Below are 22,419 nucleotides of genomic sequence, written 5' to 3' on the forward strand. Positions count from 1 at the left end.
GGATTGTCCTGCACACATCATGCAAACACCCATCATGCAAACACACCATGCATGAACCAGCGCGGCGCATCCGTCTCCCGCTCATATAGCCCGTCGCGATAAAGCCAGAAGCGCCGCCCTTCACCGTCCTCGACGCGAAAATAGTCCCGCGTGGCGGCTTCCTTGCCCGCAGACAGCCACCATTCAGGCGCCAGCCGCTCCGGCCCGTCGGCCCGCGTCACCGCATGCAGCATCCGCCGCCAGCGAAACTGCCGTGGCGGACCCTCAGGCACTTCGGCCACCACTTCCACAGGCTCCGGCGGCGTCAGCATGCGGATGGGCCGCAGGGGCGCATCCCCATACATCACCAGCGGCGGCACATCGCTCTGTTTGAAGTCATTGGCAGCCAGCGCTGGAACAGCCACCTGTGCCCGTTCAGGAATATGACTGGCCTGCCCTTTGAGCTGCATCACCCGGTTTGCCCCCAGCCGGTTCGACAGGCGGTCAATCAGCTCTTCAAGGCTGGACCCATCATCCGGCCCACTTGTGAGATCCTTCTGGCGCGCGCCCATGGCGTCCACAGCACGCGCTTCCAGCACCACCCCTTCAATGCCGTAGCCGATATCAATGTCGGAACCCGACACACCACCCGACGGCACCAGCTTTTCAGCAAACAGGGCGGCAATCCGGTCTGCATCCCGCAAGGCCTGCGACGTGCCCGCCTCAAACGTGAACAGCTCTGCATCCACCCGATAGAGCCGCAGCCGCAACTGCCGCGCCCCCTGCTGGCGGGTATCAAGCTCACCCGCCAGGTCCCGCGCTGCCAGGGCAATGGCCGCAATGATCCCGTCGAGCGCAATCAGCGGGTCTGCAAACAACAGCCGTGCCCGCGCCGGCACCCGGACGGCTTCAGGCGCCACGGGCTCTGCCCGCGCCCCGATGATGGCATCCAGCTGCCGACCAAGCACCGCACCAAAGCGGGCCACCAAGGGTGCCCGCGGACGGCCCAGCAGGTCGCCGATGGTCACAAGACCAAGCCGTGTCAGGTCATCCGCCATGCCCTGAGAAATGCGTAACGCTGTGGTCGGCAGGGAGGAGACAGCCTCTCGCTCGGCCCCCGGTTTGACGATGCTGATCTTCTGCTGACCATGGCGCGCCACAGCCCATGCCGCCCCCAACGTATCCGCCACACCGGCGCGCGCCTCATGTCCCAGCCGATTCATTCGGGTGAGCAAGTCATTCAAGAGCGCTGTTTCTCCACCAAAAAGATGTGCACAGCCGGAGATGTCCAGAAACAGACCAGCGCCCTCATGGGCAAAGGCAGAAAGGTCTTCGGCCCGCGTCCATGGCGTAAACCGCGTCGCCCAGGCAGCCAGTTTGACAAGCCGCGCTTCATCGCCTGCAACATCACGCTCCACCACATCCAGTCCCGGAATAAGTGTCCGTGCATCCGCCAGCCGCTGGCCGGGACGGATGCCGGCGTCCGTTCCCGCACCGTTCACAGCAACAATGCGCAAGCCTCCCTGCTGCGCTTCAATGAGCGCAAAGGGCGCCGCCTGCCTATGCGGAGACTGCGAGCCGGGAGACGGACGCGTGCTCTTGCGGCCGCGCAGGCGGGCGATCTCGCTTTGCTGCATCTCGGCCCGCAGTCCCATCCTCTCGACGGAAAAATGGGGAAGCCACAGAGAAACAATGCGCCGCATGGTTCCACTCCAAAATGAACTGTGAAGATGAGCCGCCCCGCACCCGGTCCAGCGTCACGGCAAAGCGCGCGCGGCCGGGAGCCGAAACAACTGACGGATTGGGTGATGAATTAGGAGAACTGGCCGCCGAGGCGATCCGAAACCGGGTCAAAGCTGCCGATGGGGCTGAGGCCGCACTGCCCGCATGGCCGGCCAGCAATAAAGCCGGGCGTTCAAACCGCTCAGCTGCCAGCTGCAACCGGCGCGACGCCTTGAGGTCATAGGCGCGGCTGCCTTCAAGCTCGCTGACAACACCGCACAGGTCCGGCGTCCGCAATGCTTCTTCGGTCACCCACAACGCCTCACGGTCATCCTTCGCTGAGACGATGAGCACCCGTGCCGGATCAAGCCCCATCATGGCGAGACCAGGCCCGTAAAGCGGCCCCAGATCATGAACGCCGGAGCGCTGGGTCACCCACACCAAAGACCGCGTTTCACGCATCACAAGCCGGCTGCCAAGCGCTATGGCAAAGCCGGTTGCCGCCGCCATATCCGGATAGGCCGCCCCCACCACCTCATGCAGTCCGGCCAGCGACAAACCGGCCCCACCGCTTAAACGCTGGTCGACCTCAGGCGCGCCAAGCGAGAGAGACGGTGCCTGTGCCCGCGGCGACTCAAAGCATGAGAGATCCCGCCTAAGGGACTCCAGAAGCTCTCTTTTTCCAGCCTGACGCGACATCAAAGCTCCACTGCACACACGCTATGGATGTGCTTATATTCCTACTATGTTCTTATTTTGTTCTATTTCCAATTACCCTCCTGAGTCAACAAATGAGTCATCACAAGAGTTGGATGGATTTGTTCTGGCGCGTGTTCCTGTGGTGCCGGAAGATGCGGAATGCTGGAAATCATCCTCATACACAGCCCCCTGGTTGGCCCGTCTTCCCTCCTGCCGACAGCGGAAATACTGAAGGCCCGGGGCATCAAATGCGCCACACCCTCGCCCCTGCGCCCCCATGCGCAACCGCCAAGCTGGCACGACTGGCCCGTCCGTCTGAGGGGCGCACTGCCGGACATGGCCTCCCCGATCATTGTCGGTCACTCCATGGGTGGTCTCCTGGCAGCACGCCTTGCAGGGGACATCCATGCCGCCGGCATGATCTGCCTTGATGCCCGCATGCCCCCCACAAGCGGCCCGACACAGCCCGTCGAGCCGGAGTTTCATGATTTCCTCAAAACCCTCCCCCTGACAGACGGATTTCTGCCGCCCTGGCAGGACTGGTGGGAGGTAGATGCCTTGGAGGGTGCGGACATTTCCGATGCTCGCCGCAAGGCCATCCTCAGCGATATTCCGTCTCTGCCCCTGAGCTGGTTTGACGATGCGTTCGACATGCCGGGCTGGTCAGGCGTCAGAAAGGGCTTTGTCAGAACGTCCCACACCTTCATTGACGAGGCCCGCCGGGCCGAAGCCGATGGTTGGCCTGTGGTGCGTCTCAAGGGCACCCATCTGCACCCGGCAACACAGCCGGAGGAAACAGCCCAAGCGATCATCGAGTGCTGTGCAGATATGCAAAATGCCCGGCGCGCATAGCTGCCCCACCGCCCCCGCATTTGGGAAACGCCGTTCCCGGCTGATAGATCAAGGGTCATCAAAAGGATGACACATATGAAAGAGACATTTCAGGTTCGGGCTATCGGCCATGTAGAAGCAGGCCGCACAGACCCCATCGACGATGACTGGGACGCCGTTCCCGCCGCCATCGTGCTGGATGACCGCTTTGACGAAGAAGCCCTCATGGGCCTCGATGCCTTCAGCCATGTGGAAGTGATCTACCTCTTCCACCAGGTGCCGGACGAAGAGGTCGAGGGCAAAGCCCGCCACCCACGCGGCAACAAGGACTGGCCCCGCGTCGGCATATTCGCCCAGCGCGGCAAAGGCCGCCCCAACCGCCTCGGCGCCACCATCGCCCGCGTTGACCGTGTCGAAGGCCGCACCCTCCACATCACCGGACTGGACGCCATTGACGGCACCCCTGTACTGGATTTGAAACCGGTCATGAAGGGCTTCCTGCCGCGCACAGAGGTTAGCGAACCCACATGGGCTGGTGAGATCATGGCGAGCTACTGGTAAGGCAACCGCCAAATAGCCAACGACGTGGCCAAAGAGTGGATTGTCCGGTCAAGCCGGACAATGGCGTCAAGGGGCGTCAAAGAGCGTTTCGGTTCTCCTTTCACACGCCATCCCCCGGCTTGACCGGGGGATCCATCCGGCACAGCAAACAGGGAGCGAGCAAAATGAAACTCAACCAGGTCACCGTCAGCGTGACGGACATCCCCCGCGCGATTGCATTCTATGAGCAGCTGGGCATGTACCTCATCGTCAAGGACGACCACTACGCCCGCTTTGAACTCCCCGACGGAGACACATTCTCCATCCACGTGGCAGACGACGTGCCCCCGTCAGGTACCATGGTCTATTTCGAGTTTGAGGATGTGGACATCGCCGTCCGTGACGCCGAAGCCCGCGGCCTCACCTTCACCATGCAGCCAACCGACCAGTCATGGCTGTGGCGCGAAGCCTATATCTCAGACCCGGACGGCAACCAGCTGTGCTTCCTGCAGGCCAGCCCCAACCGCCGCTTCCCGCCATGGCGGGTCGACGGGCGCACGTCCTAGATCAAACAGATCATGGAAGCAGCTGCTTGACTCTTTTTATTTTTGGATCATGATGATAAAAAATAAGGAAGCATGATGCCGAAGATCGTCGACCGCGATGCGAAATGTGAGGAACTGACCCGGGCCGCCATTGAAGCAATAGCCGAACGCGGGCTTGAGTCCGTGAAACTGTCTGATGTGGCGCGCATAGCAGGCGTCACCACCGGTACAGTCGGCTACTACTTCCGCGACAAGGAAGAGCTCCTGATCGAAACCCTCAACACGGTCGCACGGGACATCCTTGAACGGATGCGCAACCTTGGCCCGATCAAACCGGACTCTCTGCAAGTGTACCTGCCCCTTACGCCCAAGCTCATGAAGCAGTGGAAAGTCTGGCTGGCATATGCTGGTGCATCCCCCTCCTCCCCAAAGCTGAGCAAGGCCTATCGGGAGTTTTATGCCGATATCGAAGCTCTCTACGCCGACATCCTTGACGAAACCGACCCGGAGATTGTCCGGGTCAAAGCAGGCAACATCATCGCTGCCCTGGACGGCATCGGCCTGTGTGCCGTGCTGCAACCGCAGCTCTGGCCCGCCGAACGACAGATCAACGCATACAAAGAGCTCGTCGAGCCGCTTATGAAAACAAAAAGCCGATAGGAGGAAACTATGACAGGTATCACCCACCTACCCGCGGATACATCACCAGAAAAGATCAAGGACGTCATCGAAGATCAGGGCGGTGTCATCATCGACAATCTGATCTCTCCGGACAAAATCAAACGCATCAGCGAGGAACTGGCTCCCTATCTGGAAGCCGGCGAGTTCGGTCGCGAAGACTTTGGCGGTTTTCAGACAAAGCGCATCGGCGCATTGATGGCAAAATCCCCCGAGTGCCATGACCTGGCGCTTCACCCTCTGGTCAACGCTGCATGTGATCTCACTCTGCGCCCCTACTGCGACAGCTATCAGTTGCATTTCACCCAGGCGGTCAGCATCAGCAAGGATGAAGGTGCACAGACCCTGCATCGTGACCGAGGCGTGTGGGGCCCCTACCTCAACCGGTCCATTGAAACTCAGTTCAGCACAATCTGGGCAATCTCAGAATTCACCAAGGAGAACGGCGCTACACAATTCGTGCCTGGGTCGCACAAGTGGGACAAGAACCGTACCGCGACGGAGGATGAAATTGCCTATGCTGAAATGTCACCCGGCTCGGTCCTGCTATACAACGGCACCGTGTTTCACGGTGGCGGCGCGAACACTACCGACAAGAACCGCCTTGGCGTGTTGCTGCACTACACACTCAACTGGCTGCGGCAGGAAGAAAATCAGTACCTGTCATGCCCGCCGGACATAGCCGCAAAACTACCCTCAGAACTACGCCGTCTCATGGGATATTCTCTGGGTGGCCCCACCTTGGGCTTTTATTCAACACCAGGCGCGCCGGGCGAAGGCCGCGACCTTGCACCACCGGAATATCTGTTCGGAGAGAAACCGAGAAAACCCAGAATCTTCGATACCAAGCGTGTGGACGCCAATTTCAACCTGCACGAAACGACGGAATAGCCATCAAATCCTACCTACAGATAGGCGTGCTTCTGCCCGGACGAGTCGACAGACCAAAGCCGTGTCACCTATCCATGCGTCAAAATACCCAAAGACAGTTCTGAAGGATTAGTGGCAGCATCAGGTGTGACCAGTATCCAGCGACTGCTCAACAGGGAAGCGCGGACATGACACCATCCATATTTGCGCCGCCATATTCGTATCACGACGATGACCGTGTCCCGGACTTCGACGATAGCGGCCCCGTCACTGTCATGGATGGTGAGTGCGCCCTGTGCTCCACCGGCGCGCGGCTGATTGCCCGCTTCGACAGGGCGGGCGAGTTTCGCATATGCCGCACACAGACCAAACTTGGACAGGCACTCCTGAGTCATTACCAACTTGACCCGGATGACCCGGAAAGCTGGCTCTACATCGAGGACGGCAAGGCCTACACATCGCTAGACGGCTTGATCCGCGCCGGGAAAAGAGTGGGCGGCATCGGACGGATCTTGCAGATACTCCGTCTCCTTCCACGTGCCGCTCAGGACTGGCTCTACAGACGCATTGCCCGAAACAGGTACCGGCTGTTTGGTCGGACGCAAATGTGTGAGCTGCCCGACCCGGCACTGCGGAAAAGACTGATGGAATGAGACAAACTCTTTTCCAGACAGCGCTTGCCGACCGTTGGTCCGCGCTCCCACCCGAAGTTCAAGCCCTTCACAGCGGGCAGGATATCCAGAGCTTTTCGGGACGAGCGGACATAACGCGCGGCACATCGATGATCGCCCGGTTTGCTGCCTGGTTTTTCGGATTTCCAAAAGCCGGACATGATGTCCCGGTCACGATCACCAAGACGCGTACTGACAAAGGCGAAATATGGGAACGCAATTTCAACGGCAGCACGTTCCGGTCGTTCTGCTCACGGGCAGATCAGCCCTATCGCTACAGGGAACGTTTCTGGCTCTTCACCTATGAGCAGGAGCTGCCGGTCAAAGACGGCACTATGCACTTGCCTGTCGTACACGGATGGTTTTTGGGCATCCCGCTCCCCAAGCCACTGCTACCCGGCAGCGACAGCCGTGAATACGCGAAGGACGGCACCTTCCGCTTTGACGTTGTATTGAAAGCCCCGCTGTGGGGAGGCCTGATTGTCAGATACACAGGGCACCTGACGCCAGACCCTTAGTACTCGTGCTAAATCTGCACTCCACAGGTGTCACCCATAGAGCTGACGCCATCTTTCAAGAAGCGTCACCAAATCAATTTTGGGAACAGAAATAAGCTTATCCAGCATCCCGTCTTCACCATGCGGATAGCCGAGTAGATTGCCGAGGCAATTCATCACCATGTTACTGACATCACGGTTTGCAAAATCTGCGTCAGGCCACTTTGCTAAGAGCTGCCTATAGTCGGAACGCTCGAAACCAGTAAGAGTTTGAAACTCCCAGTCCGGAACAAATGGCCCGTCAACAAAAGCAAATAGGCATTCTCCCACCACCTGTAGATCGCGACTGTCAATTGCCATTGCGAGCAAGCTTTACCCCTGAACCGCCTGACCCCAGTAATTGAAGCCCGCAAACTTTGGCGTTGACGGCAGGTACATGGTTTCCATGCCTTCAATCTTGAAGCCGCCTTCGGCCAGCATGTCCGGGATCGGGCGGTTGACGTTGCAGCCACCGGCGATCTTCTTCCATATCGGGTTGATGCGGTTCTGCCATTTGGCAACGTTGGCATCCGGCGCCTTGCCGTGTTCACAGAAAATCATCTTGCCACCGGGCTTGAGCACCCGGGCCATGCCTTTGAGGGCCGTGATGCCATCGGGAATGGTGCACAGAGTGTAGGTCAGCAGCACGGTATCCACCGAATTGTCATCAAGGGGAATTTCCTCGCCCGGCAGATCAAGAAACTCAACGGGAATGCCGTACTGCGCCACCTTGGGTTCCGCGCGCTTGCGCATCTCTTCCGCCGGTTCCAGACCAAAGATCATGTCCACCTTGGATTTGTCATAGTACGGAAGATTGAGCCCCGTCCCCATGCCGATTTCCAGCACGCGGCCTTCCGCCTGCGGCACGACCTTCTTGCGTTGATAGGTAATGGGCTTGGCACCACAGGCGGTGTCCAAAAAGCGCGGCAGAATGTGTTTTTCGTAAAGGCCCATTTTCATCAATCCCTGATCATGACGTAAATTCAATTTTGATATGCCCAACAGTGCGCTGAAAAACCGCAATCCGCAAATCTTGCGTACTGCCCTCAGCCGGTCTCTATGAAGACACGGTGCCTTTGAAACCATGCTTGGGCTTTACCCAATTACCCCTCAGGTCATCTCAATTAGGGAAAACAAAATGTCGAACGCGCCAGATCCCTCTGTCCTGTTTCCCATTGAGGGTGAAACGTCGATGGTCTTTCTCAAACCATTGATCAGCAACCCGCAAATCGAGATTGGTGACTACAGCTACTACCACTCCTTCGACGACCCCAAAGGCTTCGAAGGCAATGTGAAGTACCTGTTCGACTTCATCGGCGACAAATTGGTGATCGGAAAGTTCTGCTCCATCGCCCATGGCACAGAGTTTCTGATGAATGGGGGCAACCATCTGACAGATAGAGTCTCAAGTTTTCCGCTTGGCATTTTCGGGCACGGCTGGTCTGACGCGATGCCGGACGCCTGGCCCAACAAGGGTAATCTGACTGTCGGCAACGACGTGTGGATTGGATATGGCGCAACCCTCATGGCCGGCATCACCATTGGGCACGGCGCGGTGATTGCCTCAAAGGCTGTCGTCACAAGTGATGTACCGCCCTACGCAATCGTCGGCGGCAATCCAGCCCGCATCATCCGCACACGGCACAGCGACGAGGACGTCAAAACCCTGATTGATATCGCATGGTGGGACTGGCCGATTGAGCGCATCACGCAACACGCAAAGACCATTGCAACTGGGTCAGCGGCAGAACTGAGCGCAATTGCGAAGTCGATGCTCTAGCGCCAGCTGGAGACACCAAAGCGCAGTAACCGATCCCCCTCAATCGGTCCGATCACACGCCCGCGTCCACGGAATGTCAGCACAGCGGATTTCAGATATCCGGCAGACCGCAAGGCAGACGCCGCCCTGGCTCCATCGCCAAGTGCATCCCACACCACTTCCGGCGACAACTCGCCATCCGGCCGCGACACCGTCTTTTCAATCGCGCTCGCACAGAGCTGCGCCAGACTGGCAGACCGCGCCACCACGCCAACCGCTTCCGCAGAGGCAGACCAGTTGGGCGCGGTCACAACCGCAACACCGCCCCTTTCACCCTTGAGCGCAATGGGCGCATCGCGACTACGCAACAGCTCAAACGTCATGCCGTCGGGCATATCCGGGATATCGGGAAACAGCGCGCCTTGTTCCAGCACATAGGCAATGCCCTTGTCATGAGCGATGCCAAAGCGGTCAGGCGCAGCTGCTTCAAGCGTTTCTGAAAGCGCTTCATCCATCAAGGCAGCATCTAGAGCGGGGGCAAGCAACGGAGTTGAAGCAGACGCACTGGCCACACTGTGGGCCGCCGTCACCACATCGCGCGCCAGAGGTGTTTGAGCCAGAACATCCGTACCCGCCTCATCGCTTCGCGCCAGCAAGGTGCGGTCGGCTGCATGCTTGGCCCGCAGCACCGTCAGGCGTTGACGCAGCCGCGTGCCTTCTCCATCCGGCAATTCACCAGCACACAGCAGGGTGACAGCCATCAGCAGAAAACCTCAGCAACTAGATGAAACAGGAGTGCTGTCTTTAGCCAACAAAGGCGCGTTCAACAACAAAGGTCGAAGGCGATGCGTTTGAGCCTTCTTCAAGCCCGGCCTTTTCGCAGAGCTCCTTGGTGTCCTTGATCATGTCCATGGACCCGCAGATCATGACGCGATCGTTCTCAGGATCAAGCGGTGGCACGCCCAGATCATCAAAAATCTTGCCGCTGGTGATGAGATCAGTGATGCGTCCGGTGAACGGATAATCCTCGCGGGTGCAGGTGGCGTAGCGCACGAACTTTGCGGGCGCCATATCGCCGACCAGCGGATCATCCTTTAGGCCGTCTTCCAGCTCCTTGCCGTATTCCAGCTCGGAGACTTCACGGCAGGTATGGGTAAGAATGACCTGGTCAAACCGCTCATAGGTTTCAGGATCGCGCATCACGGATGCGAACGGGGCAATGCCGGTGCCGGTCGAGAACATGTAGAGCCGCTTGCCCGGCAGCAACGCATCATGCACCAGCGTGCCCGTGGGCTTCTTGCCCAGCAGAACCTTGTCGCCCGGCTTGATGTCGCACAGCATGGATGTCAGCGGACCATCGGGCACCTTGATGGAGAAGAACTCCAGCGTGTCGTCCCAGGACGGGCTGGCAATGGAGTAAGCGCGCAGGATGGGTTTGCCCTTGGGTCCGGGCAGCCCGATCATCACGAATTCGCCAGACCGGAACCGAAATGCCGGTGGGCGGGTGATGCGGAACTTGAACAGCCGGTCGGTGTAGTGCTGTACCGAAAGAACTTCCTCTTCGGTGGGCGCATTCGGATTCACTTTTACGGCTGCCTCGGACATCGGCATGTCTTCCTTCGTAAGATATTGCAGCGCGATATATATCGATATCCCGCAATATATGTCGCGCTGCACATACCCTATTGGGCACAACGCGGTCAAAGCGCCTGGACGCCGCATCTGTCATAATCTGCGGCCTTATTCACAACCAAATGGCGTGAATAATTTTATTTCCCAAACACGAAGTGTCATATAGGGAGCCTGAGCAGGATTCAACACCCTGGGTTCTCTTTTAGCACTGACCGGGATATTGCCGTGATATTTCGCCCTCCCGCCCAGAACAGTCAAAGTGTCGCGTACGAAAGCCTTTAGACCTTTGCGCCCAGACGCCATATAAGTCCTGAGCCCTTATTGAGGCCTGTTTTCCTTAGCGTCTTCCCAGTGACCGGCACACAGACATGACCAGCAATCCAGCCCGCCCAACCGCCAAGAACTGCCAGACCATGGCCGACGTCCGCCGCGAAATCGACCGGCTGGACCGCGAACTGGTGCTGCTGATGGCAGAACGCCTGCGGTACATCGAAGAAGCCGCAAAAGTGAAGCAGGACCGCAACCGGGTCCGCGACGAGGACCGCATCGAGGATGTGGTTACAAAGGTCCTGGCGGAATCAGACAAGGTCGGCCTTGCCCGCGAAGTCGCCGAGCCGGTCTGGCGGCTCCTCATCGAGCGGTCAATTGCCCATGAATATGTCCGGTTCGACGCTGAAAAATCCGCCGCCGAGTAAGCAGAGACCCGCTGTTCCACGCCCCCGCATAAACACCTGATTAACCAATACGGATTAACTTCTTCCTCATTATTTGCGAGGGAGAACGTCCGATGTTGTCGCAGGAAAAGGCGCTTGAAGCGGTCTTCACGGCTATCGATGAGCTGAATGCTCAGATGCCGTCGGACATGCAGCTCCAAAAATCACCGGACATGTCCCTCACCGGCGACAACTCGCCCCTGGATAGCCTGGCCCTCATCAATCTGATTGTGGCGCTGGAAGAAGTGATCGCGCGCGGCCATGGCAGTGCACCGCAGCTCCTCGACGAAGAGCTGCTGGGCGAAGCCGAAGGTCCCTACGCAACACCCGCCGCGTTGGCAGACTACGTAGCCAGGGCTGCGTAAGAAATCAGAGCGCATGGCATGACCTCAAAGGCATCTCAGCCGGTCAGCATCACGCTGATTTCAGATTTCAATGCCGATACCTTGGCACGCACCCTCGCGGCCTGTGACCCCGCACTGTCCGCTGACACCACTGCATTCGGCAGACCGCACGAAGCGCTGGCAAATGCAGCGTCAGACACGCCAACAGATGGCGACCTTGTGGTTTGGACACAGCCGCAAGGCGCAGTCGCTGCCTTCAAGGATGCCCTGTCCTTCACACCCTATGACGAAGAGCAGGTGCTGGCTGAAGTTGATGCATTTGCCGGATTGATTGCCGCCGCCGCCGGCAACAGCCGTACGGTCATGGTTGCCAACTGGACGCTCCCGGCTGCCGCACGGCGTATGGGCCCGCTCGACAATCACCCCAATGTTGGCCTGCGCTACCTGCTCATGCGTATGAACCTACGCCTCGCTGATAGTCTGGCTTCCATCTCCAACGTCTATCTTCTGGATACGGATCGTTGGATTTCAGCAGCAGGAGGCGATGCCGCGTGGAGCCCCAAACTGTGGGCCGCCGCCAAAGTGCCTTTTACGGCAAAAGTCTTTCAGTCTGCCGCCGCCGACATCATGGCCACCCGTGCCGCATGCGCCGGACAGACCCGCAAAATCCTGATCCTTGATCTCGATGACACGTTGTGGGGCGGCATCGTCGGTGAAGGCGGATGGCAGAACGTCGCGCTTGGAGGCCACAGCATCAAGGGCGAAGCCTTCCTTGCGTTTCAACATCGCATCAAAGCCCTCACCAATCGCGGTGTCATACTGGCGATCGCATCCAAGAACGATGAAGCCGTCGCACTGGAAGCCATTCGCAACCACCCGGACATGGTGTTGCGTCTCGACGATTTTGCAGGATGGCGCATCAACTGGCAGGACAAGGCCAGCAACATTGCCGACCTCCTGAATGACCTGAAGCTGGGCGTCGATGCTGCCGTCTTCATTGATGACAATCCTGCCGAACGCAGCCTTGTCGCCGAAGCTCTGCCGGGCATTCTTGTTCCCGACTGGCCGGTTGACGTCACCAACGCCGCAGCGACCCTAGATGCCCTTGATTGCTTCGACACAGTCTCCGTCACTGATGAAGATCGCGCACGGGCAAACCTCTACACAGCCGAGCGCAAACGTGCGCAGGCAACGTCTGCCTCCGGCACATCTCATGAAGACTGGCTGGCAAACCTCGGCGTCCAGGTTGAAGCAACGCCGCTTGCCCCTGCAAACCTGACCCGCTCTGCGCAGCTCTTCAACAAGACCAACCAGATGAACATGGCCACCCGCCGCATGACAGCCGATGAGCTGTCCGCATGGGCAGCTCAACCAGACCACACCATCCTGACATTCCGGGTATCCGATAAATTTGGCGACTATGGCCTGACCGGCATCATCGGCCTGCAGTTGGACGGCACATCCGCTCGCATCACCGACTTTCTTCTGAGCTGCCGCGTGATGGGCCGCGGCGTTGAACAATCAATGCTGCACTCCGCAGCCGAATGGGCGACAGCTCACGGCGCTCAACACCTCGTCGCACAGTTTCACCCATCTGAGCGCAATCGCCCCTGCAAGGACTTCTGGGAAACAAGCGGCTTCGCTCAGCCCAACCCGAACCAGTTCGAATGGGATCTATCTCAGCCCTTCCCCGCGCCTGCCAACATCAAAGCCCTTCGCGGAGAAGCGGCATGACGCACCGCCTTGATTTCTTCGGGCCAAGTGCAAAAGCACATCATGTGGGCCTTGCCGTTGCAAGCATCGCCGCGCTGGTGCCGGACGCCGAGATCACCCATGACCAAACACAAAAGGTCAAAGTCGCGTTCGTTGATATCGCCGGGCAGTCCATTGAATTGATAGAGCCCGCCGACGAAAAATCTCCTGTGTCTGACAATCTGGCCAAAGGCCAGAAGCTGGTTCACATCGCCATTGAAGTGCCAGACATTGAGGTCGCCATAGCAGCCGCCCGTCCCCACGGCTTCCATCGCCTCGCCAAACCCGTCCCCGCAACAGCCTTTGATGACCGCTCCATCGCCTGGCTGTTCAGTCGCCAATACGGCCTGTTTGAACTCATTGAGGCTGCAGCATGACCGCCTCGCATTCACCCGCCCAGGCCGAAATTGCCGAACCAATCGCAGCCGCAAAACCCGAGATCCGGTTTTGCAACGCTCACGACATTGCAAAGGTTGAAGCATTTATTGATGCGCATTGGGCAAAGGGCCACGTGCTTGCCCATGACCGCACACTCATGGACTGGCAGCACAAGGATGCAGTGACGGACCGCTACACCTATGCGGTTGCCCAGCGGCCGGGCGTTGACGAGCTGGACGCCATCATCGGTTTTATTTCAACCAGCCAGTACGACCCCGCCCTTTGTCAGCACAACACCATATGGTTCACCACGTGGATGGTCAGTCCGCTCATCAAGGCCGGTGGCCTGGGCATGCGCCTGCTGCGTTTCGTACAGCAAAATGAGCCGCACACGTTGGTTGGCACTGTCGGTAACAACGCCGCCGTCGCCCCCGTCTACAAGGCGCTTGGCTACACAACAGGCATCCTTGACCGCTACGTGATTGCCAACCTGTCCTTGCAGACATTCCACCTTCTCCAAGGCCACGAGAACATCAGCAAGCACCCGAAGACGTCCGATGACATTACCATTCGGATGCTGGATGAGGCCGATCTGTCCACATGCGGTATCGACGCCCTGATCGCGCACACAGCGACACCCAAAAAGACACCGGCCTACCTTGCAGCCCGCTATCTGCATCACCCCCGATACAGCTATCAACTGCTGGGCATTGAACAGGCAGGAACACTTCGCGCATTGGCCGTCACCCGCCTGTGCGAGGCGCCGGCAGCAGACAACAAGACAGCAACTGCCCTGCGCGTGGTTGACTGGTTCGGCTCCGACAATGCAATCGGCATTACAGGCGAGGCATTGAGCGCCTACCTGACACAAACAGGTGCTGAGTACGCTGACCTTTATGTCCACGGCATTGCAGCGGACGCTTTCAAGCAATCATCCTGGCACAAGGTGGAGCCAGATGGCCCGCTGGTTGTGCCCAATTACTTTGAGCCATTTGCGGCATCAAACACCGACATTCGCTTTGCAATCCGGCACCAGGACAAGCAGACGCCTGCACTTCGACTTTTCAAGGCAGATGCTGATCAAGACCGGCCCAACACCCTCCCTCAACAAGAGAACAGCGCCTCATGACCTCCCCCTCTTCGACTGATGAGACCCGGCGCAACGCGTGGGAGGTCTCCTATGAAAACCGCCAGAACTTCGTCTTCTACCCGGAAGAGGAAATGGTGCGGTTCGTCTCCAAACATCTTCGAAAGCGGACCGGGCTCGACACATTTGAAGACAAGACCGGTGACAACACAGGCATGCGGGTTCTTGATGTTGGCTGTGGTATCGGTCGCCATATGGTGATGGCCTTGGACTTCGGGTTTGAGCCATATGGCTTTGACCTGTCTGAGACCGCAGTTGAGACCGCACGCAAATGGCTTGGCTCACGTGGCCTTGCGGACCCATCAGACCATATCCATCAAGCCGACATCCGCACATTACCTTTTGAAGATGGGTTCTTTGGATGCGCCATCAGCCATGGCGTTTTGGATTCGATGCCGTTCGACATTGCCCTGCAGGGCATGGGTGAAGTGGCCCGCACCCTCAAGAGCAACGCCCTGTTCTATTGCGACCTCATAGGCGGTGGGGATCATGAAGAAGTCATCGAGACCCATCACGAAAAAGACACCCTCCAGAGCTTCTTCAGCGAATCAAAGATCAACGACCTTATCGCCCCGCATTTTGACATTGTGGACCGCATACGCGTTGAGCGCACCGACACCGTGAGCGGACACATCCACACACGCTGGCACCTCACTTTGCGCAAGAAAGGCTGAGCCATTCCCATGAGCAGTCACCACCAGCTTGACGTTGTGATGTATCACTTTGTTCGTCCGATCGAGCAAAGCCGGTGGCCAGGCATCAAGGGGCTGGAGGCATCGGCCTTCGACACTCAACTGGATTATCTTGAGGCGACTTACGACGTTTTAACCCCAAAGGACGCCATCGCCGCGTTGCGTGGCGATCGTCCCCTTTCCCGCCGCAGTTGCCTGCTGACATTTGACGATGGGTACAAGGACCATTTCACCCATGTCTTCCCCCGGCTGCAGGAACGCAACCTCAAGGGGATTTTCTTTCCTCCTGCCTGCGCGGCTCTGGATCGCCACATGCTGGACGTCAACAAGATCCATTTCATTCTCGCGGGCGGTAGCGATCCAAAGCAGCTGGGCAATCTCATAGATGAGGCTGTTCGCGCCCATCCCGGCCTGCCCGCGCCCGACACCTTTCGCGACGAACACCACCACGCTTTTGGCTATGACACAGCGGATGTCATCTACGTCAAGCGCATGCTGCAGCACGCACTACCGTCAAAACTGCGCAGAACCCTTGCCGACGACCTCTTTGCACAGACCGTCAGCAGCGATGCGGGATCATTTGCGGATGACCTGTACTGCAATGTGGATGACCTACGGGAGATGCACGAGGCCGGTCACATGATCGGCAGCCATGGCAATGCCCATGTCTGGCTGGATCGCATGAATGCCGACGACCAACGCGCGGACATCTTCAATTCTTTCCGACTGTTTGACGCCATTGGCATGCCCAACAGCAATTTCACGTTTTGCTATCCCTATGGAAGCTACAACCAAGAAACCTTGAGTTGCCTTGAAGCCATGTGCTGCGTTGCGGCGTTCACGACCAAGCCTGAAAGCGCAACACCAGGGTCTGACGGTTTGCTCGAGATACCGCGGCTGGATACGAATGTCTTCCCGCCCCGCGCGCAAGCTGCGCCCTTTGCGATGACCGCCTAGCGGCTCATCAGGAACTCAGCAAACGCAAAGTCCGTCTCTGTGTCGATATCAACAGAACGCTCCGCAGGCATCTCAAACAGATGCGTATCTGCGAACCAAAGCCCGTCTCCCTCCATCAGCGCATCACGCCGCCAGACATAGATCGACCCGTTGAGGTCAAAGCAGCGCGGCGCATCCTGACGACGCACGACGTTATCCGCCGGTGGCTTTGACAGGGCCACTGCACCATCGCTCTGCTCTTCAACAAGATTGAAGTAAGGCGACGACTTGGCCTCAGTGCCTGAAATGACATTGGACACCCCAAGCCGGGCCTGCAGGGCAATCGCCCCGGCAATGTCATCAGCAATCCGAGTGGGCGATGTGGGCTGCAGGTCGGTGATCGTATCGAACGTCAGGCCCAGCTGCGCTTCCATCTCGGCAACACAGTGGCGCAGTCCCGGTAGCTTGCCGGCTTGGTCGCTGGCCATCTCATCGGGCCGCCGAACCAGATGGGTCGCCCCGGCAGCCTTGCCCGCCTCCAGAATGTCGCCGGCATCGCTGGAGACTACAACCGCATCAAACAGCCCAGCGTCCTGCGCATGCGCCACCGTATGGGCAATCAGCGGCCGCCCGGCAATCATTCGTATGTTTTTGCCCGGCACGCCCTTGGAGCCACCACGCGCCAGAATGGTTGCAAGCCGTGCCATCAGGCGCGTTTGCCCTTAGGTGTAAACACGTTTGAAAAATCCGTCCGCGCCCGTTCGAGGTCATCGAACTGACCAATGTCGATCCAGTACTCATGCACAGGAAAGACGACGCCGTGCCCCTCGCGCGCCAGCAGGTCATCAAACAGCGTGGTCATGTCGTAGAAGTGCCCGTCTGGCACAAGATCCAGCACCTCGGGCTCAAGCGCATAGATGCCGGAATTCACAAAGTAGCTGTGCTGCGGCTTTTCAGTGAGCTGTGTAATGCGGTTGCCCTGCGTCTCCACAACGCCGTAAGGCACCTGAAACTTGTACTCCCGCACACACATGGTGGCGTCCGCCGTCTGGTCACCGTGAAAATTCAGCAGGCGCCGGAAATCAATGTCGGTCACCAGGTCCGCATTCATCACCAGGAAGGGTGCCGGCGGACGGTGTGGCAGCAAGGTCAGCGCACCGGCCGTGCCCAGACGTGTTTCTTCTTCCAGGTAGTCAATCTGCACGCCCCAGCGCGCGCCGTCGCCGAAGTGATCCCGCACCTGGTCAGCCAGATAATTCACCGCAAGAAAAATTCGGGTGAACCCCTGCCCTGCCAACTGCTCAATGATTGTTTCCAAGACCGGGCGACCGCCAACAGGCACCAGCGGCTTTGGAATATCTTCCGTAATCGGGCGAAGCCGCGTACCAAGTCCGCCTGCCATGACGACGATCCAGTTGTCCGCGTCCGGCGCAGACAACATGTCATCCAGCAGCTCAAGCCCCACTAGCGCGCCTTGCGCATCAACAATCGGCAGCTGCTTGACCCGGCCGTCGCGCATGTACCCCAGCAGAACATCGCGGGCCAGATCAGGCCCGGCGACGATGGGGTTTTCCTTCATGATCTCGCGCGCGGGTGTCTCCAGTGAGAGCCCACGCAAAATCCCGCGACGGATATCGCCATCCGTAATGGTGCCCAGCAGCTTGTGATCATCACCGGCAACAAGCGCAATCTGCTTGGCCGTCTCGGTGATCCGCCGGATCACCTCCTCAAGAGGTGTATCGGGATCAAGACAGACATCCCGCCAGTTCGCGCGTGTCATGAGGCTGTCTCCCGGTTCATGTCTTTCGCCGGAACGCCGGCCACACGGCCATTGTCCGGCACATCGGCAACCACAACAGCACCTGCCGCCACCAGCGCACCCGCGCCGATGGATAGGCCCTGAATAACTCGAGCCCCTGCCCCCACATGCGCGCCGTCACCAAGCGTCACGTCACCACACAACACAGCGCCCGGCGCCACATGAGCATGGTCCCCAATGCGACAGTCATGATCCACAATCGCGCCTGTGTTGATGATTGCGTTGACGCCAATCACAGCGCCAGCCTGAATTGCGGCACCCAGCAACACCTGCGCCGCATCGCCCAGCCGAACACTGGAAGCAAGGCTGGCCGTTGGATGTATAAGAACCGGCAGCCCGTGCCCGTGCGCCTTGAATTTCCGATAGAGCTCGCGCCGCAAGGACGCATCACCGGTTGAGCCGACCCCCAACGCCAGATCAGCAGACCCCGGCGTGATGTCATCAAGCACCGCATCGCTGCCCAGCCAGTCGACGCCTTCAAGAACAGTCTTGCAGCTTGGTGCAACAAATCCGCGTACCGGACGGCCAAGCGCCGACAGCACATCCGCCACCACATGCGCATGCCCGCCGCCACCAATCAAGATGGTGTCGCGCGGCACGGCGTCAGGGGCGATCTGTGATGTGTCTGAAGCACTCATTCAACGGCCTCATCAATGTCATAGGCCCGACCCGCCGGCGTTCCCAGCAGAGACCAGAAATCCATTGGCGCACGACCATCACCAGGTCGCTTCACCGTCAGATTGTCTTCGGTAAACACATCGCCCGCCGCGATCGGCTGCGCAGCCACCAGTGACTTGCGCGCGACGATGATGTTCTTGCGTTCCGCCTCGCCCGGTGCCTTGACGCTTGACCCCAGCGCCACCTGAGCCTCGCGGATCATGGCAATCATCGACGCCAGATCTTCCGGCTCAAGGGACGCCTTGTGGTCCGGCCCCGGCATCCCGCAATCAAGAGTGAAGTGTTTTTCGATCAGCGTGGCGCCCTGCCCCACAGCGAGAACGGGAATAGCCAGTCCTGCGGTGTGGTCCGAGTAGCCCGTCTGCACGCCAAACGCCCGGCCCATGGTCGCCATGGCATTCATGTTGACCGCCTCAGGCGGCGTTGGATAATCCGTTGTGCAATGAAGGACCGTCACACGGTCCCGCAGGGCATCGCGCCCCTGCTGGCTGGCATAGGCTGCCTCAAACGCTGCGGCACACGGTGCTTCGTTGCCGCCGATCATGCCAAAGGCCACCACTCCAAGTGCCGCTTCCACATCACCCAGCGTCGCCATGCCGGTAGACAGGATCATCGGCAGGCCGCTCCGCGCTGCTTCAAGCACCAGCGGTGCATTGGTCAGTTCGCCGGAGGGTATCTTGATCCGCCTGATGCCCATCTCGCCCACAAGAAACTTCAGGCTCTCACTATCAAAAGCGGTCGACAGAAACTCGATGCCTGTCGCCTCACAAGCGCGCGCCAGTTCATGGTGGTGGTCTGCGGGCAGTTCCAGCGCGCGCAACATGTCCAGCTGCGATTGCTCGCCACCTGTTTCGCGCGCCTGATACACCGCCTTGGGCGCAGACGCAGCCGCAAGGGCTTCTGCCTTGAAGGTCTGAAACTTGACGATGTCCGCACCGGCCACAGCTGCCGCATCAACAAGCGCCAATGCTGTTTCCAGCGATCCGTTGTGGTTCACACCTGCTTCGGCAATGACGGTTACATGCTGGCTCACCGCACCACCTCCAGCGCTGTCGTGCCTGCACGCATGTCATCAATGCTGCGCTCGGCGCCCGCAAAATGCATGTGCTTGATCAAGAGACCGTCAAGCGGAACCGTTTTGAGAGCGGTCACCATGTCCCGGCAGGTATCATCCGCCCCATAGGGCGTGTCATACCGTGCAGCAATGGCTTGCGAGGCAGGCGACAAGGCCTGCGTCAACGCACCGGCAATGGCATTCGGGGTTTCCGCGCAATCAATCACGCTGGCCGCCCGCAGCCGCCCATCCTGACGCGGACCAATGTTGACGGTTGGCGTTCCAAGCGCAGGCGCTTCAATGATGCCGCTGGACGAGTTTCCGACCACAGCACGCGCTGCCTTGACCAGCGACAGGTACCGCCCATGCCCAAGCGACGGCACAACCACCGCCGCCGGGTGGGCATCGGCAATACGCTGCATGCCGTCAGCAACAGCGCTGCTGCCGGGGTCCGCATTCACCCCGGTCATCACGACCTGCATGTCGCTGAAGAGTGACAGCGCTTCTCCCAGTGCCAGAACAGGCCCAACGCCATGATCATCCGCCAGGGTGACGGGGTGATAGGTCACTGCCAATACGTCCATGTCCGGGTCAAGCCCAAGGCCTGACGCAATCGGTGCCCAGTCCATGATCGGCTGCGTCCGAATGGTCTCGACCGCCAGTGATCCGACGGAGAATACCCGTGCGGGGTCCTCACCCATGGAAATGATGCGGTCCGCATAGGCCTGCGCCGCAGGAAAATGCAGATGCGCCATCTTGGTCACCGCATGGCGAACCTGTTCGTCGATCTGTCCTTCGCTCGCTTCACCGCCATGCACATGCGCCAGCGGCACTCGGGCCATCAAGGCAGCTGAGGCTGCGCCGAGAATTTCAAATCTGTCTCCAAGGACGATTGCCAGATCCGGCTTCAAGTCAGCAAAAGCATCCGCAAAGCCGCCGCAGGCAGCGCCAAGCGCATGGCCCGCCCCGCGCGCACTGTCATCTTCAAGCGGCATCGGCACACGGGCAGCAATGTCAAAACCTGCTGCTTCAATCTCGCTCACCGTCATGCCGTGCTGCTCAGACAGATGTGCACCACCCGCGATGATCGACAGACGCACATCCGCATCATCCCGCAACGTCGTCGCCAGCGGTCGCAAGATGCCCCAGTCGGCCCGCGTGGTGGTGACCAGCGCAATATGACGTGAGACCTCAATCATGCATGAGGTCCTGCAGTTTGGCACTTGAGGGCAGATTGATCAGTTGCCCGGCCAGACGGTCCGTCATCGACAGATCAGCCTTCGGGCACTGCTCATACATCGGCAAACGATGCAGCGGCTCCCATACGGGCCGCGCCAGAATGCCATCGTCGATCATTGCCGACAGAACAGCGTCACGCTCCGCCTGCGAGGCAACGGCAAGCCGAATGGTGTTGAGCCAGTAATTGGAGCGCGCACCGGGCGGCTGCCCCATGAAGTCCGCCCCCTGCACGGAGCAGAAGGTTGCCGCATAGCGTGCCGCCAGCCGGCGTTTGCGCTTTATGAAATCAGGCAGCCGCTCCACCTGCGCCAGAAGCATCGCCGCATTGAGGCTGGGCATCCGGTAGTTGAAGCCCGTCTCGTCGTGGACATATTCCCATTTGTGCGGCTGCTTCGCCGTCGAGCCGAGATACTTCACGCGATCTGCAAGCGCTGCATCATTGGTCAGCACCGCACCACCGCCCCCGGCAGTCGCAATCTTGTTGCCGTTGAACGACAGTGCCGCAATGCGCGACAACGAGCCCGCGGGCTTGCCTTCATAGGAAGACCCAAGCGCTTCAGCAGCATCCTCAATCAGCGGCACATTCCATTCGTCCGCCACCGCCTGTAGCGCATCCATTTCAGCAGGATGACCAAACGCATGCATGACGATGATCGCTGCAATCCGTCGGCCCGATGCCTTGGCGCGGCATTCGCCGCCCACCATGACGCAGGCCTCGGCCATATGTTTCTTCAACGCCCGGGGATCGAGCCCCAGCGTCCACTCATCTGCGTCTGCAAAATGCGGCACTGCGCCCGTGTAGGACACGGCATTGGCCGTCGCCACAAAGGACAGCGATGGTACGATGACCTCGTCCCCCTCACCCACACCAAGCGCTGCCAGCGCCAGATGCAAGGCCGCGGTTCCAGATGAGGTGGCAAAGACATTGGAAACACCGCACGTCTCGCCCAGAGCCGCCTCAAGCCGGTCCACAAATGGGCCCACCGTCGACACCCAACCGGATGTAACACAGTCATTGACGTACTTTGCTTCGAGATCACCGATCTCAGGCTCGTGCAGCGGATAGGGTCCTGCCCCATCGCCAAGAACAGATCGCACGGCCGACACTATCCGAGCAGGCAGGTCAACATCGCGTGGCGCATGCATCGAAACCGGTGCATCAGGTGCACGATCTTCAATCACAGCAGCGCTCATGCTAGATACTC

At 59.2% G+C, this 22,419-nt stretch carries 27 protein-coding genes; 15 read left to right on the plus strand and 12 right to left on the minus strand.

The genetic code is table 11. The features are described from left to right. Positions 1 to 32 precede the first annotated feature (32 nt). Both BN1012_RS09755 and BN1012_RS16910 read right to left on the minus strand, forming a co-directional pair. Positions 33 to 1,616, minus strand: coding sequence for a DUF6504 family protein (locus BN1012_RS09755; RefSeq protein ID WP_052535031.1), 1,584 nt, complete (start codon positions 1,614 to 1,616; stop codon positions 33 to 35). Then, positions 1,540 to 2,400, minus strand: a complete 861-nt coding sequence (locus BN1012_RS16910) for an ImuA family protein (RefSeq protein ID WP_145973449.1) — start codon at positions 2,398 to 2,400, stop codon at positions 1,540 to 1,542. Before BN1012_RS16910 ends, BN1012_RS09755 begins: the two co-directional genes overlap by 77 nt. 159 nt (positions 2,401 to 2,559) lie before the next feature. On the opposite strand from BN1012_RS16910, the gene BN1012_RS09765 reads away from it, so the two are divergent. The 7 genes from BN1012_RS09765 (at position 2,560) to BN1012_RS09795 (ending at position 7,053) form a co-directional block, all read left to right on the plus strand. Beyond that, positions 2,560 to 3,252: an alpha/beta hydrolase gene (locus tag BN1012_RS09765; protein ID WP_043949468.1), complete on the plus strand. Its 693-nt coding sequence runs from the start codon at positions 2,560 to 2,562 to the stop codon at positions 3,250 to 3,252. 75 nt (positions 3,253 to 3,327) lie between these two features. Then, positions 3,328 to 3,792 (plus strand): SAM-dependent methyltransferase, encoded by a 465-nt coding sequence (locus BN1012_RS09770; RefSeq protein ID WP_043949469.1) that lies wholly within the window; start codon positions 3,328 to 3,330, stop codon positions 3,790 to 3,792. 164 nt (positions 3,793 to 3,956) lie between these two features. Further along, complete coding sequence (locus BN1012_RS09775) at positions 3,957 to 4,337, plus strand: VOC family protein (RefSeq protein ID WP_043949470.1); 381 nt, start codon at positions 3,957 to 3,959, stop codon at positions 4,335 to 4,337. 75 nt (positions 4,338 to 4,412) lie between these two features. Next, positions 4,413 to 4,976 carry a TetR/AcrR family transcriptional regulator gene (locus BN1012_RS09780; protein WP_171815945.1) on the plus strand — a complete coding sequence of 188 codons (564 nt, stop codon included), beginning with the start codon at positions 4,413 to 4,415 and terminating at the stop codon, positions 4,974 to 4,976. Positions 4,977 to 4,985: 9 nt separating this feature from the next. Continuing rightward, positions 4,986 to 5,885, plus strand: coding sequence for a phytanoyl-CoA dioxygenase family protein (locus BN1012_RS09785; RefSeq protein ID WP_043949472.1), 900 nt, complete (start codon positions 4,986 to 4,988; stop codon positions 5,883 to 5,885). 167 nt (positions 5,886 to 6,052) lie between these two features. Next, on the plus strand, positions 6,053 to 6,517 hold the full coding sequence (locus BN1012_RS09790) for a thiol-disulfide oxidoreductase DCC family protein (protein WP_043949473.1): 465 nt from the start codon (positions 6,053 to 6,055) through the stop codon (positions 6,515 to 6,517). Then, positions 6,514 to 7,053, plus strand: a complete 540-nt coding sequence (locus BN1012_RS09795) for a DUF4166 domain-containing protein (RefSeq protein ID WP_081826315.1) — start codon at positions 6,514 to 6,516, stop codon at positions 7,051 to 7,053. Before BN1012_RS09790 ends, BN1012_RS09795 begins: the two co-directional genes overlap by 4 nt. Before the next feature lie 30 nt (positions 7,054 to 7,083). On the opposite strand, the gene BN1012_RS09800 is transcribed toward BN1012_RS09795, so the two are convergent. Continuing rightward, positions 7,084 to 7,392, minus strand: a complete 309-nt coding sequence (locus BN1012_RS09800) for a hypothetical protein (RefSeq protein ID WP_052535035.1) — start codon at positions 7,390 to 7,392, stop codon at positions 7,084 to 7,086. Between the two features lie 12 nt (positions 7,393 to 7,404). Continuing rightward, entirely contained in the window at positions 7,405 to 8,025 is a 621-nt protein-coding gene (locus tag BN1012_RS09805) for a class I SAM-dependent methyltransferase (protein ID WP_043950903.1), read from the minus strand. A gap of 184 nt (positions 8,026 to 8,209) precedes the next feature. Between BN1012_RS09805 and BN1012_RS09810 the strand changes: the two genes are divergently transcribed. Beyond that, positions 8,210 to 8,851 carry a CatB-related O-acetyltransferase gene (locus BN1012_RS09810; protein ID WP_043949475.1) on the plus strand — a complete coding sequence of 214 codons (642 nt, stop codon included), beginning with the start codon at positions 8,210 to 8,212 and terminating at the stop codon, positions 8,849 to 8,851. On the opposite strand, the gene BN1012_RS09815 is transcribed toward BN1012_RS09810, so the two are convergent. Both BN1012_RS09815 and BN1012_RS09820 read right to left on the minus strand, forming a co-directional pair. Continuing rightward, entirely contained in the window at positions 8,848 to 9,591 is a 744-nt protein-coding gene (locus BN1012_RS09815) for a hypothetical protein (RefSeq protein WP_043949476.1), read from the minus strand. The genes BN1012_RS09810 and BN1012_RS09815 overlap by 4 nt on opposite strands. A gap of 43 nt (positions 9,592 to 9,634) precedes the next feature. Then, entirely contained in the window at positions 9,635 to 10,441 is an 807-nt protein-coding gene (locus BN1012_RS09820) for a ferredoxin--NADP reductase (protein ID WP_197538294.1), read from the minus strand. 389 nt (positions 10,442 to 10,830) lie between these two features. On the opposite strand from BN1012_RS09820, the gene BN1012_RS09825 reads away from it, so the two are divergent. From BN1012_RS09825 to BN1012_RS09855, 7 genes are all read left to right on the plus strand, one after another. Continuing rightward, the gene (locus BN1012_RS09825) at positions 10,831 to 11,157 is read left to right on the plus strand and encodes a chorismate mutase (RefSeq protein WP_043949477.1); all 327 of its coding nucleotides are present in this window, start codon (positions 10,831 to 10,833) and stop codon (positions 11,155 to 11,157) included. 92 nt (positions 11,158 to 11,249) lie between these two features. Continuing rightward, positions 11,250 to 11,540, plus strand: coding sequence for a hypothetical protein (locus tag BN1012_RS09830; RefSeq protein WP_043949478.1), 291 nt, complete (start codon positions 11,250 to 11,252; stop codon positions 11,538 to 11,540). 18 nt (positions 11,541 to 11,558) lie between these two features. Then, a complete protein-coding gene (locus BN1012_RS16915; RefSeq protein WP_052535037.1) occupies positions 11,559 to 13,253 on the plus strand; it encodes an HAD-IIIC family phosphatase in 1,695 nt (564 codons plus the stop codon). Then, the gene (locus BN1012_RS09840) at positions 13,250 to 13,648 is read left to right on the plus strand and encodes a VOC family protein (RefSeq protein WP_052535039.1); all 399 of its coding nucleotides are present in this window, start codon (positions 13,250 to 13,252) and stop codon (positions 13,646 to 13,648) included. The genes BN1012_RS16915 and BN1012_RS09840 overlap by 4 nt, the downstream gene beginning before the upstream one ends. Beyond that, the gene (locus tag BN1012_RS09845; RefSeq protein WP_043949479.1) at positions 13,645 to 14,778 is read left to right on the plus strand and encodes a hypothetical protein; all 1,134 of its coding nucleotides are present in this window, start codon (positions 13,645 to 13,647) and stop codon (positions 14,776 to 14,778) included. Before BN1012_RS09840 ends, BN1012_RS09845 begins: the two co-directional genes overlap by 4 nt. Then, positions 14,775 to 15,470, plus strand: coding sequence for a class I SAM-dependent methyltransferase (locus BN1012_RS09850; RefSeq protein WP_043949480.1), 696 nt, complete (start codon positions 14,775 to 14,777; stop codon positions 15,468 to 15,470). Before BN1012_RS09845 ends, BN1012_RS09850 begins: the two co-directional genes overlap by 4 nt. Before the next feature lie 9 nt (positions 15,471 to 15,479). Beyond that, complete coding sequence (locus BN1012_RS09855; RefSeq protein ID WP_043949481.1) at positions 15,480 to 16,445, plus strand: polysaccharide deacetylase family protein; 966 nt, start codon at positions 15,480 to 15,482, stop codon at positions 16,443 to 16,445. Here BN1012_RS09855 and BN1012_RS09860 read toward each other — a convergent pair. The 6 genes from BN1012_RS09860 to BN1012_RS09885 are packed head-to-tail and all read right to left on the minus strand — an operon-like array spanning position 16,442 to position 22,408. Further along, the gene (locus tag BN1012_RS09860) at positions 16,442 to 17,131 is read right to left on the minus strand and encodes an acylneuraminate cytidylyltransferase family protein (protein ID WP_043949482.1); all 690 of its coding nucleotides are present in this window, start codon (positions 17,129 to 17,131) and stop codon (positions 16,442 to 16,444) included. The genes BN1012_RS09855 and BN1012_RS09860 overlap by 4 nt on opposite strands. Continuing rightward, complete coding sequence (locus BN1012_RS09865; protein ID WP_043949483.1) at positions 17,131 to 18,204, minus strand: nucleotidyltransferase family protein; 1,074 nt, start codon at positions 18,202 to 18,204, stop codon at positions 17,131 to 17,133. Before BN1012_RS09865 ends, BN1012_RS09860 begins: the two co-directional genes overlap by 1 nt. After that, entirely contained in the window at positions 18,201 to 18,881 is a 681-nt protein-coding gene (locus BN1012_RS09870) for a NeuD/PglB/VioB family sugar acetyltransferase (protein WP_052535042.1), read from the minus strand. Before BN1012_RS09870 ends, BN1012_RS09865 begins: the two co-directional genes overlap by 4 nt. Then, complete coding sequence (gene neuB, locus BN1012_RS09875) at positions 18,878 to 19,954, minus strand: N-acetylneuraminate synthase (protein ID WP_043949484.1); 1,077 nt, start codon at positions 19,952 to 19,954, stop codon at positions 18,878 to 18,880. The genes BN1012_RS09870 and neuB overlap by 4 nt, the downstream gene beginning before the upstream one ends. Beyond that, a complete protein-coding gene (gene neuC, locus BN1012_RS09880) occupies positions 19,951 to 21,174 on the minus strand; it encodes a UDP-N-acetylglucosamine 2-epimerase (protein ID WP_043949485.1) in 1,224 nt (407 codons plus the stop codon). Before neuC ends, neuB begins: the two co-directional genes overlap by 4 nt. Continuing rightward, on the minus strand, positions 21,167 to 22,408 hold the full coding sequence (locus tag BN1012_RS09885; RefSeq protein WP_197538295.1) for a LegC family aminotransferase: 1,242 nt from the start codon (positions 22,406 to 22,408) through the stop codon (positions 21,167 to 21,169). The genes neuC and BN1012_RS09885 overlap by 8 nt, the downstream gene beginning before the upstream one ends. Positions 22,409 to 22,419: the final 11 nt, after the last annotated feature.

This window comes from Candidatus Phaeomarinobacter ectocarpi (assembly GCF_000689395.1).
In the GTDB taxonomy this organism is placed as follows: Bacteria; Pseudomonadota; Alphaproteobacteria; order CGMCC-115125; family CGMCC-115125; genus Pyruvatibacter; species Pyruvatibacter ectocarpi.

Bases quoted from the DNA above. Each gene is read 5' to 3' on its own strand.
- BN1012_RS09755 (WP_052535031.1), bottom strand. From the start codon at position 1,616: ATGCAGCAAAGCGAGATCGCCCGCCTGCGCGGCCGCAAGAGCACGCGT.
- BN1012_RS16910 (WP_145973449.1), bottom strand. From the start codon at position 2,400: ATGTCGCGTCAGGCTGGAAAAAGAGAGCTTCTGGAGTCCCTTAGGCGG.
- BN1012_RS09765 (WP_043949468.1), top strand. From the start codon at position 2,560: ATGCTGGAAATCATCCTCATACACAGCCCCCTGGTTGGCCCGTCTTCC.
- BN1012_RS09770 (WP_043949469.1), top strand. From the start codon at position 3,328: ATGAAAGAGACATTTCAGGTTCGGGCTATCGGCCATGTAGAAGCAGGC.
- BN1012_RS09775 (WP_043949470.1), top strand. From the start codon at position 3,957: ATGAAACTCAACCAGGTCACCGTCAGCGTGACGGACATCCCCCGCGCG.
- BN1012_RS09780 (WP_171815945.1), top strand. From the start codon at position 4,413: ATGCCGAAGATCGTCGACCGCGATGCGAAATGTGAGGAACTGACCCGG.
- BN1012_RS09785 (WP_043949472.1), top strand. From the start codon at position 4,986: ATGACAGGTATCACCCACCTACCCGCGGATACATCACCAGAAAAGATC.
- BN1012_RS09790 (WP_043949473.1), top strand. From the start codon at position 6,053: ATGACACCATCCATATTTGCGCCGCCATATTCGTATCACGACGATGAC.
- BN1012_RS09795 (WP_081826315.1), top strand. From the start codon at position 6,514: ATGAGACAAACTCTTTTCCAGACAGCGCTTGCCGACCGTTGGTCCGCG.
- BN1012_RS09800 (WP_052535035.1), bottom strand. From the start codon at position 7,392: ATGGCAATTGACAGTCGCGATCTACAGGTGGTGGGAGAATGCCTATTT.
- BN1012_RS09805 (WP_043950903.1), bottom strand. From the start codon at position 8,025: ATGGGCCTTTACGAAAAACACATTCTGCCGCGCTTTTTGGACACCGCC.
- BN1012_RS09810 (WP_043949475.1), top strand. From the start codon at position 8,210: ATGTCGAACGCGCCAGATCCCTCTGTCCTGTTTCCCATTGAGGGTGAA.
- BN1012_RS09815 (WP_043949476.1), bottom strand. From the start codon at position 9,591: ATGGCTGTCACCCTGCTGTGTGCTGGTGAATTGCCGGATGGAGAAGGC.
- BN1012_RS09820 (WP_197538294.1), bottom strand. From the start codon at position 10,441: ATGCCGATGTCCGAGGCAGCCGTAAAAGTGAATCCGAATGCGCCCACC.
- BN1012_RS09825 (WP_043949477.1), top strand. From the start codon at position 10,831: ATGACCAGCAATCCAGCCCGCCCAACCGCCAAGAACTGCCAGACCATG.
- BN1012_RS09830 (WP_043949478.1), top strand. From the start codon at position 11,250: ATGTTGTCGCAGGAAAAGGCGCTTGAAGCGGTCTTCACGGCTATCGAT.
- BN1012_RS16915 (WP_052535037.1), top strand. From the start codon at position 11,559: ATGACCTCAAAGGCATCTCAGCCGGTCAGCATCACGCTGATTTCAGAT.
- BN1012_RS09840 (WP_052535039.1), top strand. From the start codon at position 13,250: ATGACGCACCGCCTTGATTTCTTCGGGCCAAGTGCAAAAGCACATCAT.
- BN1012_RS09845 (WP_043949479.1), top strand. From the start codon at position 13,645: ATGACCGCCTCGCATTCACCCGCCCAGGCCGAAATTGCCGAACCAATC.
- BN1012_RS09850 (WP_043949480.1), top strand. From the start codon at position 14,775: ATGACCTCCCCCTCTTCGACTGATGAGACCCGGCGCAACGCGTGGGAG.
- BN1012_RS09855 (WP_043949481.1), top strand. From the start codon at position 15,480: ATGAGCAGTCACCACCAGCTTGACGTTGTGATGTATCACTTTGTTCGT.
- BN1012_RS09860 (WP_043949482.1), bottom strand. From the start codon at position 17,131: ATGGCACGGCTTGCAACCATTCTGGCGCGTGGTGGCTCCAAGGGCGTG.
- BN1012_RS09865 (WP_043949483.1), bottom strand. From the start codon at position 18,204: ATGACACGCGCGAACTGGCGGGATGTCTGTCTTGATCCCGATACACCT.
- BN1012_RS09870 (WP_052535042.1), bottom strand. From the start codon at position 18,881: ATGAGTGCTTCAGACACATCACAGATCGCCCCTGACGCCGTGCCGCGC.
- neuC (WP_043949485.1), bottom strand. From the start codon at position 21,174: ATGATTGAGGTCTCACGTCATATTGCGCTGGTCACCACCACGCGGGCC.
- BN1012_RS09885 (WP_197538295.1), bottom strand. From the start codon at position 22,408: ATGAGCGCTGCTGTGATTGAAGATCGTGCACCTGATGCACCGGTTTCG.